The organism is Streptomyces xylophagus (genome assembly GCF_000716435.1).
Taxonomy (GTDB): domain Bacteria; phylum Actinomycetota; class Actinomycetes; order Streptomycetales; family Streptomycetaceae; genus Streptomyces; species Streptomyces xylophagus.
In genome coordinates, this window is the sequence record NZ_JNWO01000007.1 from 20390 (window position 1) to 33994 (window position 13605).

General features: G+C 71.0%; 8 protein-coding genes. 5 read left to right on the plus strand and 3 right to left on the minus strand.

Translation table 11 applies throughout. The annotated features are described in order from the left end of the window. Nucleotides 1-69: 69 nt before the first annotated feature. Nucleotides 70-354 (minus strand): hypothetical protein, encoded by a 285-nt coding sequence (locus OO70_RS15115; RefSeq protein ID WP_043670102.1) that lies wholly within the window; start codon nt 352-354, stop codon nt 70-72. 80 nt (nt 355-434) lie between these two features. Continuing rightward, entirely contained in the window at nt 435-2879 is a 2445-nt protein-coding gene (locus OO70_RS15120; protein ID WP_043670105.1) for a SpoIIE family protein phosphatase, read from the minus strand. A gap of 168 nt (nt 2880-3047) precedes the next feature. Here OO70_RS15120 and OO70_RS15125 point away from each other — a divergent pair, with 168 nt between their 5' ends. Beyond that, complete coding sequence (locus OO70_RS15125) at nt 3048-5186, plus strand: SpoIIE family protein phosphatase (protein ID WP_043670108.1); 2139 nt, start codon at nt 3048-3050, stop codon at nt 5184-5186. Nucleotides 5187-5262: 76 nt separating this feature from the next. On the opposite strand, the gene OO70_RS15130 is transcribed toward OO70_RS15125, so the two are convergent. Further along, nucleotides 5263-6666 (minus strand): S1 family peptidase, encoded by a 1404-nt coding sequence (locus OO70_RS15130; RefSeq protein WP_199827315.1) that lies wholly within the window; start codon nt 6664-6666, stop codon nt 5263-5265. A 768-nt stretch (nt 6667-7434) separates the two neighbouring features. On the opposite strand from OO70_RS15130, the gene OO70_RS15135 reads away from it, so the two are divergent. The 4 genes from OO70_RS15135 (at nt 7435) to OO70_RS15150 (ending at nt 13586) form a co-directional block, all read left to right on the plus strand. Further along, complete coding sequence (locus OO70_RS15135; protein WP_043672476.1) at nt 7435-7650, plus strand: hypothetical protein; 216 nt, start codon at nt 7435-7437, stop codon at nt 7648-7650. A gap of 92 nt (nt 7651-7742) precedes the next feature. After that, nucleotides 7743-8549, plus strand: coding sequence for an HlyD family efflux transporter periplasmic adaptor subunit (locus OO70_RS15140; protein WP_043670111.1), 807 nt, complete (start codon nt 7743-7745; stop codon nt 8547-8549). Further along, entirely contained in the window at nt 8546-10768 is a 2223-nt protein-coding gene (locus OO70_RS15145) for an NHLP family bacteriocin export ABC transporter peptidase/permease/ATPase subunit (RefSeq protein WP_043670115.1), read from the plus strand. Before OO70_RS15140 ends, OO70_RS15145 begins: the two co-directional genes overlap by 4 nt. A gap of 1 nt (nt 10769) precedes the next feature. Continuing rightward, nucleotides 10770-13586, plus strand: a complete 2817-nt coding sequence (locus tag OO70_RS15150; protein WP_043670117.1) for an NHLP bacteriocin export ABC transporter permease/ATPase subunit — start codon at nt 10770-10772, stop codon at nt 13584-13586. Nucleotides 13587-13605 lie beyond the last annotated feature (19 nt).

A 13605-nucleotide genomic window follows, 5' to 3' on the forward strand; every position in this document is an offset into this window, starting at 1 on the left:
GGGACGTTCATCGTTCCTCCCCTTGTTCGTTTGTTACGACAGTCCAACGATAGGTGGGCACCGAGGTGTCTAATCCGTGTCCGAGCCGGTGCTATCGCCCGCTGTGCGCTGTACGTCCGCCTCGACCCCGGCGCGGTCGAGGCCCTCGTCCTTCGCGTACTCGTTCACCGCGGCCTGGGCGTCCCGGGCGAGGTCGCGCCAGGCCCGCCAGGCGGTCTCGTAGGTGTCGGTCTCGGTCTCCGTCCAGGATTCGTGGGCGGGGGCTCCCAGGGAGTCGCGCATCTCCTGGACCCGGGCGCGTGCCGCCTGGGCCGCGCGCTGCTTCTCGACCAGCTCTTCGAAGGTGTGTGCCACAAGCACGCACCCCATCACGGCGAGCGCGCGCGGCGGCCCCGACCTGCCGCCGCGCGCCCCGCAGGCACCCGTGCGGCGGTCTATCCGTCGAGTGCGATCTCTGCCCAGACCTGTTTGCCGCCGCTCACCGGCACGGTGCCCCAGGCCGCCGACATGGCCTCGACGAGGAGGATCCCGCGGCCACCGGTGGCTTCCCAGCCGATGCTGGTCGGTTTGACCGGGGTGCGCGGCGAGGAGTCGGCGACGGCGACGCGGAACCGGCGGTTGACGAGGGTGAGGTCGAGCCGGACCGGTCCGTCGGTGTGCACCAGCGCGTTGGTGACCAGCTCGGAGACGACCAGGAGGATGACGTCGGTCTCCTCGGTGACACCCCAGACGCGCAGGGTGCGCTTGGTGAAGCGGCGCGCGTGCCGGGCCGCCTCGGGGACGCGCCACACCGTCCAGTTCTCCCGCCGGGGCCGGGTGGCGAGGCCGTCGTAGCGCATGAGGAGCAGGGCTACGTCGTCGTCGCGGCGGGCGTTGCCGAGCAGGGCGTCGGCGACGAGGCCGAGGTGGGCGGGGTCGGAGACGGCGAGGCCGTGGGCGAGGCGGTCGATGCCCTCGTCGATGTCGGCCTCCTTGGACTCCACGAGGCCGTCTGTGGTGAGGGCGATGACGGTGCCGGGCTGGAGCCTCAGCGGGCTCATCGGGAAGTCGGCCTGCGTGACGACGCCGAGCGGCGGGCCGCCGTCCGCGTCGGGGATCTCGGTGCCGCCGTCAGGGTGACGCAGGACGGGCGGCAGATGGCCGGCCCGCACGTACCAGGCGGAGCCCTCCTCCAGGTTGACGTCGACGTAGCAGCAGGTGGCGAAGAGGTCCGTCTCCAGGTCCATGAGGAGCCGGTTGGCGTGCGAGACGACCACGTCCGGCGGGTGTCCCTCGACGGCGTAGGCGCGCAGGGCGGTGCGCATCTGGCTCATGAGGGTGGCGGCGCCCGCGTTGTGGCCCTGGACGTCGCCGATGACGAGGGCGACGTGGTTGTCGGGCAGCGGGATCACGTCGTACCAGTCGCCGCCGACCTCCAGGCCCGCCGTCGTCGGCAGATAGCGGGCGACGGCGACCGCGCCGGGGAGTTTCGGCAGGCGGCGCGGCAGCAGCTGGCGTTGGAGCATGCCGACGAGTTCGTGCTCGGCGTCGAAGGCGTGGGCGCGCATCAGGGCCTGTCCGGCGAGGCCGGCGGAGGCGGTGAGCAGGGCGCGTTCGTCGGGGCCGAAGACGTGCGGGTCGTCCCAGCCGATCAGACAGGCGCCGGACACCCGGCCGCCGGCGGACAACGGCAGGACGGCGAGGCCACCGGGCCCGACCTCGGCGAGAGCGGGTTCCAGGTCGGTCCCCGCCGGCCAGATCGCGGCGCGGCCCTCGCTCAGGGCGGCGGCGAGAGTGGGCATGGTGCGCACGGGTGCGTCGGGCCATTCGCTGCGCCACTCCTGGCGCCACAGCTCGGGCCAGGCTTCCGGTTCGGGCGGGTCGAGGACGGTGACGACGAGCCGGTCGCCCTCCAGTTCGGCGAGCGCGATGCGGTCGGCGCGCAGCGGTTTGCGCAGGGCGGCGACCACGGCCTGGCTGACGTCGCGGACCGTGCCGGCCATGGCGAGCGCGGCGGCGAGGCGCTGGACGCGGGCCACGTCGTTGACGCCCGAACGCAGCTGGGAGGCGTCACCCACGGTGCCGACGAGGCGGGCCGGGCGGCCGTCGCCGCCGGGCAGGAGCCGGCCGCGCAGCCGCAGCCACTTCGGCGGTCCCGAGGGCTGCAGCACCCGGAACTCCAGCTCGCGGTCGCCGATGGCCATGTGGTCGGCCTCGACGACGGACATCAGCGAGGGCAGGTCCTCCGGCACGGTCAGCCCGAGCAGGGTCTCGACCTTGCCGTCGAAGTCGTCCGGGCCGAGTCCGAAGAGGGCCAGGATGTCGCCGCCGACCTCGACCCGCCCGGTGTCCATGGCCAGGTCGAACGAGCCCGCGGGCAGTTCCTCGCCCGCCATGGCCTCGGCCGGGACCGGGATCGCGACCGCCTCGGCGATCAGCGTGAGGCAGACGCGGTCGTCGGTGCCGAAGCCGGCCGATCGCTCGCTCACCGCGAGCAGACAGCCGCTGCCCTGATCCCCGCGCACGGGCAGGGCCGCCAGATGGAACTCCCCCGACGGCAGCCGACGCGCGTCACCACCGGCGGCCAGTTCCTCGGGACCGAGCCACACCGCACGCCCGGTCAGCCGGACTTCGGCGACCGGCGATCCCCCGGACGCGGGATAGCCGTCGCGCAGCCCGTACAGCGTCCGCGGCACACCGACCGACTCGACCAGGCACAGCAGGTCGGCGTCGCCGCCGGACGTGTACACCCCGGCGAAGCTCGCACCGGCGAAGACGAGGGCCTGTTCGAGGACGCGGCGCAGCCGTTCGCGGGAGTCGAGATCGACGGTGAGCGTTTTGAGGGCAAGTTCGGCACGCAGCGTTCTCGCTCCGCGACCCTCAGCGCCCTCACTGACCACGTCCGCAATTACAGCGCTTATACAGCGACTGCGCAGCCCCTGTGACCGTTCCGTGGAGATGAGGGACCGGATGGCCCCGGCCGGCCGGGGCCATCCCTCGCCGTGCGCGTCCGGCCCCCAGGGTGGAGCCTGATCCCTGGGACCAGGACCGCACGGCCGGGCGAGGAGGTGGTCGGCGTGTCCGATACGCAGGCGTCCCGGCAGACGCCGCTCGGCCGGCCGATGCTGTCCCTCGCGCTGGCCGCGATGATGGACGGCGTCCACGCGCACTCGGGTGCGGTGTATCTGCTGACGCCCGACGAGCCGGTGCTGGAGATGGCCGTGATGGCGGGACTGCCCCGCGCCTTCGCCGCGCCCTGGGAGCGGGTCGGGCTGAGCGCGCCGATCCCGGTCGCCGAGGCGGTGCGCGAGCGGCGGCTGATCTGGGTCGGCGGCGAGGAGGACATGGCCCGCCGCTATCCGCGCATCGCGGTCGTGCTGCCGTACCCCTTCGCGCTGGCCGCCGTGCCCGTGGCCACGGCCTCCACTGTCTACGGTTCGGTTTTCGTGACCTGGCCCGGTTCGCATCCGCCGGTGCTGTCCGACCGGGACCGCGAGCAGCTGACCACCGCCTGCGACCGGCTCGCGGTCCGGCTGGAGCGGGCCGTCGAAGAGCGCCGGCCGGTGCGCGCGGAGCCCGATCTGCTCGCGACGGGGCCCGCGACGAGTGTGGCCGGGACGCTGGGCACGGTCGAGGCGGCGCGGATGGTGGCCCGGCTGCCGTACGGGCTGTGTTCGCTGGATCTGCACGGGCGGGTCGGCTTCGCGAACGCGGCGGCCGGGGAACTGCTCGGCATGTCGGTGAGCGGACTGCTGGGCACCCAGTTGTGGGCGTCGGTGTCCTGGCTCAACGACCCGGTGTACGAGGACCGTTACCGTGCCGCGCTGCTCAGTCAGCAGGTCACGTCGTTCGTGGCGCTGCGGCCGCCGGGCGAGTGGCTGTCGTTCCGGCTGTATCCGAACACGACCGGGCTGAGCGTGCGGATCAGCCGGGCACGGGCGGTCGCGGAGCTGGGCCGTGCGGCACCTGAGCCGGGTGCAGGGCCGTCGCGCCTTGTGACCATCTCGCAGGTGCTGAGCCTGGCCGGAGCGCTCACCGAGGCGGTCGGGGTGGAGGACGTGGTGCAGCTGATCGCCGACGAGGTCGCCCCGGCGGTGGGCAGCCAGGCGCTGGTCGTCCTGGGTTCGCGGGGCGGGCGCCTGCATGTGCTGGGGCACCGCGGCTATCCGGACCCCCAGGTCGTGGAGCGCTTCGACGGGATGGCGCTGACCGGGTCGACACCGGGGACGGCCGCGCTGAACAGCGGTGTACCCGCGTTCTTCGAGTCACGGCGGGAGCTGGAGCGGCTGTATCCGAGCCGGCACTCCACGCCCGACGGTTTCGCGGCCTGGGCGTATCTGCCGTTGATCGCGTCCGGGCGCCCGGTCGGCACCTGTGTGCTGGCCTATGCCGAGCCGCAGGTCTTCCCCGCGGACGAGCGGGCCGTGCTGACGAGTCTGGGCGGGCTGATCGCGCAGGCACTGGAGAGGGCGCAGCTCTACGACGCGAAGAACCAGCTGGCGCACGGGTTGCAGGCGGCACTGCTGCCGCACTCGCTGCCGCCGCTGCCGGGCATCGAGGCCGCCGCCCGCTATCTGCCGGCCACACAGGGCATGGAGATCGGCGGCGACTTCTACGACCTGGTGACCTCCGAGGGCCTGGCGGCGGTGATCGGTGACGTGCAGGGGCACAACGTGACCGCGGCCGGGCTGATGGGGCAGATCCGCACCGCCGTCCGTGCGTACACGACGGTCGGTCAGCCACCGGCGGAGGTCATGCGCAGCACCAACCGGCTGCTGATCGACCTCGGGTCCGAGCTGTTCGCGAGCTGTCTGTATCTACGGCTCGATCCCGCGCGCGGTACGGCTGTGATGGCGCGGGCCGGGCATCCGCCGCCGTTGCTGCGCCGTCCGGACGGGCGGGTACGGGTGCTGGATCTGGCGGGCGGTCCGCTGCTGGGCATCGACGCCGACGCGGTCTATCCGACGACGGAGGTCGACTTCGCACCCGGCTCCGTTCTCGCGCTCTACACCGACGGGCTCATCGAGTCCCCCGGCGTCGACATCGAGGACGCCCTGGCCGAACTGGGGCAACGCCTCGCAGCGGCAGGGGACTTGCCGCTGGAGGAGATCGCCGACGAACTGGTGCGGCACAGCGCCGCGGCGCAGGAGCGGATCGACGACGTGGCGCTGCTTCTGCTGCGGGCCCGGGAACCGGGACCGGAATGACGTACACGCAAGGCGGTCCGGCCCTCCCGCCGGAGGGCCGGACCGATCCACCGCCGACCTGATGGAAGGGGTCGGATCAGTGGCTGGAGGTGAGCGAGGAGCCGTCGTCGGCTCCGGTGCCCGTTCCGTCGCCGGACACGTCGCCGGCTCCGCTCTGGTCGCCGGTACCGTCGGTCGCGGACGGGTCCACGGCTCCGGACTGGTCACCGGTGCCGTCGGTGGCCGACGGGTCGACCGCGCCGGACTGGTCGCCCGTGCCGTCGGTGGCGGAGGGGTCGGCCGCGGTCGCCGACGGGTCCGCCGTGGCGGTGTCGCCCGCACCGGCACCCGCACCGGCGTCGCCGAGGGTGGCCCCGGTCGCCGTGAGCGCGGCGGTGACCGGCTGGAAGAAGGTCTCGCCGCCGCTGGTGCAGTCGCCGCTGCCGCCCGAGGTGAGGCCGACCGCGCCGCCGTCCTGGGTGAAGAGCGAGCCGCCGCTGTCACCCGCCTCGGCGCAGACGTCCGTCTGGATGAGGCCGTTGACGGTGTCGACACCGTTGGGGTCGGTCTCGCTCTGGAAGTTGACGGTCGCGTCGAGTCCGGTGACCGTGCCGTCGTGCAGACCGGTGGTGCTACCCATCCGGAAGACCTGCGTGCCGACCGTGGCGTCCTCGGCCTGGGTGATCTGGACGGTCTGGCCGTTGCCCACGTTGACGTCGCTCGTGGTCTGCGTGGCCGGGTCGTCGTACTTCACGAGGGAGAAGTCGTTGCCGGGGAAGGTGGCCTGGTCGACGGTGGCGATCGGAGCGCCGTCCTGCGAGTCGGACCACTGCTTCGCCGCGACGCCGCAGTGTCCGGCGGTCAGGAAGGCGGGGGTGCCGTCGCTCGCGGTGACGTTGAAGCCGAGGGAGCAGCGCACGCCGCCCTGGTCGGTCTGGGCGAAGATGGCGTCGCCGCCCGACACCAGCGTCTTGAAGGAGCCGGCGGTCTTCTTGACGGTGGCCATGTCGGTACCGAGGCTCTTGACCGTCGACAGCACGGTGTCCCAGTTGGAGCCGGTGACGGTGCTGTCCGCGAGGACCTGGATCTTGTTGGTCTTCGGGTCGACCGACCAGGCCGTACCGGGGACGGTGGCCTTGGTCTTCAACACCTGCGCGGCGGCGGTGAGTTCGGCGGTGCTGTTCTGCACCTCGCGCACCTTGGCGCCGGCCTTCTCCGCCTGCACGACCACATTGTTGTTGTCGCCCGAGATCACGTTGACGACAAGCTGCTGCGTGGCGCTGTCGTAGTAGGACCCGGCGAAGGCGTCACCGAGCAGTCCGGCGATCTGCGAGGAGAGGTCGGAGGCGCCCGTCGCCTTGAGGGTCTTGGGGGTGGCGGCGCCTGCCGAGCTGTCCTGGGACGCGTTGGCGTTCGGCAGCAGGATCGCCGCCGCTCCGAGTGCGGCGACACCGCCCACTGCTATCGCGACCTTGCGCTTCGGAATTCGCTTGTGACTCAAACTTCTCGACCTCCTGGGGACCGGGGTCTGTACCGCCGGGCGGCGGCTTATGGGGGGCGCCTGGATGCCCGTTGATACGCACGTGTCACGTGGGGCGTTCAATTCCGTTTCCCAACTTCCTTTACAAAACCGGGAATCGGCCATGTGCAAGCCCTGACCTCGCAGGGGTCCGAAGGGGCTGCGGGCCAGTGCCGGCGGCCTTGCGGCCCCGCTCCGTCGGGTATGCGGCGAGCGGGCGGATGTCTTGATCGAATCGGTGCCGCTCAAACCTGCTCGCGGACGGGGCCGGTTCGCGCACTCCCGACACAGTCCCGAACAGACACGGAACGCGACCGGTCGGTGACGGTCAGTCGAGAACAGTGAGCGGAATCCTCACTTCAGGGAATCTGCACAGCGCGTACCCAACCAAGTCACTGGACTCCACAGATCTGCACATGCACACGCCCCCGCGAACGCCTTTGGTGGGGAGTGCCCGATTCCGCTTCGGCGCCGCAACCCCTCCCGCGGAGCGATGCCGTGCAGCGTGTGAAGAACTCGCCGACACCTCGTGCCCACGCCTGCACGGTTCGCGTCCCCTGGGGCTCAAGTGCCCTGGTGGGACGGGAGTTTGATTGGCTGCGTCCGTCCGCAGCGTGCTTTGATCCATCGCACCGCAGGAGCCGATAGGGCTCCGGAAACGGCGCCCGGCGCCTGCGGTCGCGGCCGTCGTCTGTCCCCAGAGGGGGCCGCTCCCCCCTTGTGAATATCCATATGAAGGGAAGTTCCATCATGAACTCCACCCCCCAGGTTCAGACCGTCGAGATCTCCGACGCCGAGCTCGACAACGTCTCCGGCGGCCTGTCCCTGAACGCCCTCAGCACCGTCACCGGTGTGGTTGACGGCATCGCCCCGGTCTCCGGCCTGGTCGACACGGTCGTCGGCACCGTCGAGGGTGTCACCGGCCTGAACGTGACCCCGGTCACGAACCTGGTCGCCGGTCTCTGATCGCACCTTGTTTGACCGAGTCCCGGAGCCGTTTCCCGGCTCCGGGATTTCGGGTGCCGTAAAAGATCTCTCCCCTAGGTGAGGGAAGTCCCGTGCAGTTCCGCCAACAGGCCCTCGCCAAGCTCCAGTCGCCCGAAGAGCTCGATCTTCCGGTGCGCTTCGCGCGTCCTCAGGGCTGGCTCGTGCTCACCGTGACGGTGGTCGTGGTGGCCGCCGCGTCCGTTTGGGCGGTCACCGGTTCCGTGGCGTCCACGGTCGGGGCGTCCGCCATCCTCACGCACGGGGAGGGCAGTTACATCCTGCAGAGTCCCGTGGCCGGACAGGTCACCGCCGTCCTCGCGGAGGAGGGCGAGCGGCTGCCCGCCAACTCGCCCGTCCTCAAGGTCCGTTCGAGCGACGGCGACGCCGTCGTGCGCACGGTCGCCGCGGGCCGCATCACCGCGCTCGCCGCCACCATCGGCCAGATCATCCAGACCGGCGCGAACGTCGCCGCCGTGGAGAAGGTCGCGCACGCCACCGACCCGCTGTACGCGACGGTGTACGTCCCCGCCGAGAACGCGGCCACCATCCCCGCGAACGCCGCCGTCGACCTGACCGTCTCGTCGGTGCCGACGCAGACGTACGGCGTGCTGCGCGGCCGGGTGAAGGCGGTGGACCGGTCCGCCGAGTCGGCGCAGCAGATCGCCGCGTTCCTCGGGGACAGCCAGCTGGGCGAGCAGTTCACCAAGAAGGGCAGGCCGGTGGCCGTACTGGTGAAACTCGACAAGTCGGCGCGGACGAAGAGCGGTTACAAGTGGTCGTCCCAGGACGGACCCCCCTTCGCCCTCACCTCCATGACCATGGCCTCGGCCTCGATCCGGCTGGCCGATCAGCGCCCCCTCGATTGGCTGCTGCCATGAGCCCCGCACAGGACACCCGCTCCCGGCGCCGCTCCGCCCCACCGAAGCGCCCGGTGCCCAAGGGCCGCGCGAAGACGGTCCGTTCACCCACCGTCCTCCAGATGGAGGCCGTGGAGTGCGGCGCCGCCTCCCTCGCGATGGTCCTCGGCTTCTACGGCCGCCACATCCCGCTGGAGGAACTGCGCATCGCCTGCGGCGTCTCCCGGGACGGCTCCCGCGCCAGCAACTTGCTGAAGGCGGCGCGCAGTTACGGCCTCACGGCCAAGGGCATGCAGATGGACACGGCCGCCCTCGCCGAGGTGCGGTCGCCCGCGGTCCTGTTCTGGGAGTTCAACCACTACGTCGTCTACGACGGCATGGGGCGCCGCTTCGGCCGGCGCGGGGTGTTCATCAACGACCCCGGCAAGGGCCGCCGGTTCGTGCCCATGGAGGACTTCGACTCCAGTTTCACCGGTGTCGTCCTGGTCATGGAGCCGGGCGACGGTTTCGAGAAGGGCGGGCGCAAGCCGGGCGTCCTGGGCGCGATGCCGGCCCGGCTGCGCGGCACCGCGGGCACGATGCCCGCCGCTGTGCTGGCGAGTCTGCTGCTGGTCCTGGTCGGCGCGGCGATGCCCGCGCTCAGCCGGACCTACATCGACATGTTCCTGATAGGCGGTCAGACGTCGTTGCTGGGCGTCCTGTTCGCGTCGATGGGGACATGCGTCCTGCTCACGCTGGCACTGACCTGGCTCCAGCAGGCGAACCTGCTGCACGGCCGCATCATCTCCTCCACGCTCTCCAGCGCCCGCTTCCTGCGCCATCTGCTGCGGCTGCCGGTGACGTTCTTCTCCCAGCGCAGCCCGGCCGACCTGGTGCAACGCCTCCAGTCGAACGACGCCGTCGCAGAGACCCTGGCCCGTGACCTCTCGGCGGCGGGCGTGGACGCGGTGGTCGTGGTGCTCTACGCGTTCCTCCTCTATACATACGACCCCCAACTCACCTACGTGGGCATAGGTGTTGCCCTGCTGAACGTGGTGGCGATGCGGGTCGTCATCCGGCTGCGCGCCACGCGTACCGCGAAACTGCGCGCCGACAGCGCCCGGCTCACCAACACGGCGTACACCGGGCTCCAGTTGATCGAGACGATGAAGGCGACCGGCGGCGAGGACGGCTACTTCCGCAAGTGGGCCGGACAGCACGCGACCACCCTGGAGGAACAGCAGCGACTCGGTGTGCCGAGCGCCTGGCTGGGCGTGGTCGCTCCGACGCTCGCCTCGCTCAACAGCGCGCTGATCCTGTGGATCGGTGGCATGCGGGCCGTCGAAGGACACATCTCCGTCGGCCTGTTGGTCGCCTTCCAGGCCCTGGTCACCCGCTTCACCGCACCGATCACCCGGCTCAACGGCGTCGCGGGCCGCATCCAGGACTTCGCGGCCGACGTGGCCCGACTCAAGGACGTCGAGAACTTCCAGGCCGATCCCCTCTACTCCCGTGCCGGCGGCGCCGATTCGACCCGCCGACTGCAGGGACACGTCGAGCTGGAGAACATCACCTTCGGCTACAGCCCGCTCGACAAGCCCCTCCTCACCGGCTTCTCGCTGACGGTCGGACCGGGGCAGCAGGTGGCACTCGTCGGCGGCTCCGGCAGCGGCAAGTCAACGGTGTCCAGGCTGATTTCGGGCCTCTACACGCCCTGGGAGGGCGTGATCCGCATCGACGACCACCGCCTTGAGGACATCCCGCGCGGCGCTCTCGCCGCCTCCGTGTCCTTCGTCGACCAGGACGTGTTCCTCTTCGAGGGCTCGGTCCGCGACAACGTGGCGCTGTGGGACCCGTCGATCCCGGACGAGGCCGTGACGGACGCGTTGCGGGACGCGGCCCTGTACGACGTGGTCATGCGACGGCCCGGTGGCATCCACAGCCGGGTCGAGCAGGACGGGCGCAACTTCTCCGGCGGTCAGCGTCAACGCCTGGAGATCGCACGGGCGTTGGTGCGCAGGCCCAGCATCCTGGTCCTCGACGAGGTGACGAGCGCCCTGGACGCGGAGACCGAGCTGGTCGTGATGGACAACCTGCGCAAGCGCGGCTGCGCCTGCGTGGTGATCGCACACCGGCTCAGCACGGTGCGCGACAGCGACGAGATCGTCGTCCTCGAACACGGCACGATCGTGGAACGAGGGCGGCACGACGCCCTGGTGGCGGCCGGCGGCGCGTACGCCACGCTGGTCAAGGAGCGGTGAGATGACGTCCGTTCACGAGGGCGACCTGGTCCTCGGCGCGCTGGGAGCCCTGGGCACGCCGATGGACTGCGCCGGGCTCAACCGCCTCGACCTCGAAGGCCCGCAGGTGCTGTGGCTGGTCGCGTCGGGGGCCATCGACCTCTTCGCGGTGGACGCCGTACAGCAGGGGCACTGGCACCACCTCGGCCGGCTGGAGGCGGGCTCGCTGCTGCTCGGCCCGGTCACAGGGCCCCAACACACGCTGGTGGCACGCCCGTTGCGGGACTGCGTGGTGCACCGCATCAACCTGCGTGAGCTGTACCAGCCCGCGAACACCCAGACCTGGTCGTACGACGAGTACGGCAACCCCCAGTACGTTCCCCCGACTTCGAGCCCGCTCGAATACGCCCTCGCCCTCGGCGTGGGCCGCGGTCTCTCCATCCTCTTCCAGGCGCCGATGGCCTCCGAACGGGCCGCCGCGCTCACGGACGACGACGTCTTCTGGATGCAAGTGCCCCCGGGCAGCGTGCAGTACGGCTCGATGTACGGCGCCGAGGCGGCGGCCGATCTCCTGATGGACCCGGGTGTCTGGCAGGGCATGGTCGACCAGCAGTACCGGCTGTTGTCCACGCTGGACAAGTGGATCGAGCAGCTGGAGCGCACTCATGAGACACGAACCGCCGCCGGTATCAAGGCCGGTGAGGCGGTCCGCGCGCAGGCCGACCGGACACTCCTGGCGTCGATCGGCAAGTCCTCGGCGCGGCGCACGACGGCCGCGGACGCCGACGCGTCGTACGCGGCCTGCAAGTTGGTCGCCGAGGCGGCCGGCATCCCCCTCGCCGAGCCCGCGCAGAGCGGCAGCGAGAGCGACCGTCTCGACCCGGTCGAACGCATAGCCCTCGCGTCACGGGTCCGGGTGCGTGCCGTACGGCTCGACGGACGCTGGTGGCGTGACAACGTCGGCCCGCTAGTGGGCCATCGGGCCCTGTCCGGAGCACCGGTCGCACTGCTCTGGCGACGCGGCGGCTACGTCGCCGTACATCCGGCGACCGGCCGCGAGACACCGATCGAGAAGGCGAACGCGGAGGAGTTCGAGCCGCGCGCGGTGATGTTCTACCGTCCACTGCCCGAGCGCCGACTCAGCCCGCTCAGGCTGCTGCGCTTCAGCATGCAGGGCACCGGCAGCGACCTGTCGAACCTGCTGATCAGCGGGCTGGTGACGGTGGCGATCGGGGCGTTGGTGCCGATCGCGACGGGCAAGGTGCTCGGCGAGTTCGTGCCGAAGGCCCAGACGGGACTGATCGTCCAGGTCTGTCTTGCCGTGATGGTCACCAGCGTGGTCGCCGCGGCCTTCATGCTGCTGGAGAACCTCACCATCCTCCGCCTGGAGGGCCGTATCGAGGCCACGCTCCAACCGGCCGTCTGGGACCGCCTGTTGCGGCTGCCGACGAAGTTCTTCACCGAACGCTCGACGGGTGAACTGGCGAGCGCGGCGATGGGCATCAGCTCAATTCGCCGCCTACTGGCGGGAGTTGGCCCGGTGGTCGCCCAGTCGGTGACGGTCGGCGCCATGAACCTGGGCCTGCTGTTCTGGTACAGCCCCTCGATGGCGCTCGCGGCGATCGGCATGCTCGTCGTGATCGCGGCCGCGTTCCTGGGGCTCGGCCTGTGGCAGGTGCGCTGGCAGCGCAAGCTGGTGGTGCTCGGCAACAAGCTGAACAACCAGGCGTTCCAAACGCTGCGCGGGCTACCGAAGTTGCGGGTCGCGGCGGCCGAGAACTACGCCTACGCGGCCTGGGCGTCCGAGTTCGCGCGCAGCCGCGAGTTGCAGCAGAAGGTCGGCCGGATCAAGAACCTCACCACGGTGATGGGCGCGGTGTATCTACCTGTCTGCACCCTCCTGATGTTCATGCTCCTCGCGGGCCCGGCGCGCGGGTCGATGTCGGCGTCCTCCTTCCTCACCTTCAACACCTCGGTGACGATGCTGCTGACCTCCGTCACCAGCCTGACCGGCGCCTTCGTCTCCGCGGTCTCCGCACTCCCCCTCTTCGAGGAGATCAGGCCGGTCCTGGACGCGGCCCCCGAGGTCCGCACCGGGAGCACGCGCCCCGGTCAGCTCTCCGGCGCGATCGAGGCCCGCCGGGTGTCCTTCCGGTACGCCGACGACGGCCCCCTCGTCCTCGACGACGTGTCCTTCGAGGTCCGCGCGGGCGAGTTCGTGGCGATCGTCGGCCCCAGCGGCTGCGGCAAGTCCACCCTGCTGCGACTCCTCATCGGCTTCGACAAACCGGTCTCCGGCAGCGTCCTCTACGACGGCCAGGATCTGGGCGCCCTCGACCAGTCGGCGGTGCGGCGGCAGTGCGGGGTCGTGCTCCAGCACGCGCAGCCGTTCACCGGTTCCGTACTGGACGTCATCTGCGGCACCGAGCCGTACACCCCGGAGGAGGCGATGGCGGCGGCCGAGATGGCGGGGCTCGCCGAGGACATCAGGCGGATGCCAATGGGCCTGCACACCATCGTCGCGGGCAGCGGCGCGGTGTCGGGCGGTCAGCGTCAACGCCTCATGATCGCGCAGGCGTTGATCCGCCGGCCGCGCATCCTGTTCTTCGACGAGGCGACCAGCGCCCTGGACAACGAGACCCAGCGCACGGTGATCGAGAGCACGAAGGCCCTCAACGCCACCCGGATCGTCATCGCGCATCGCCTGTCGACGGTGCTGGACGCGGATCGTGTCGTGGTCATGGAGGACGGCAAGGTCGCCCAACAGGGGCCGCCCGCACAGCTGTTGGCGGACACGGGTGGTCGGCTGCACGAGCTGGTGCGGCGACAGATGGCGTGACAGGGCAGTCCAGGCCCGG

Excerpts from the sequence above, each read along its gene's own strand:
- OO70_RS15135 (WP_043672476.1), top strand. The coding sequence starts at position 7,435 with ATGAACTCCACCCCCCAGGTTCAGACCGTCGAGATCTCCGACGCCGAG.
- OO70_RS15145 (WP_043670115.1), top strand. The coding sequence starts at position 8,546 with ATGAGCCCCGCACAGGACACCCGCTCCCGGCGCCGCTCCGCCCCACCG.
- OO70_RS15150 (WP_043670117.1), top strand. The coding sequence starts at position 10,770 with ATGACGTCCGTTCACGAGGGCGACCTGGTCCTCGGCGCGCTGGGAGCC.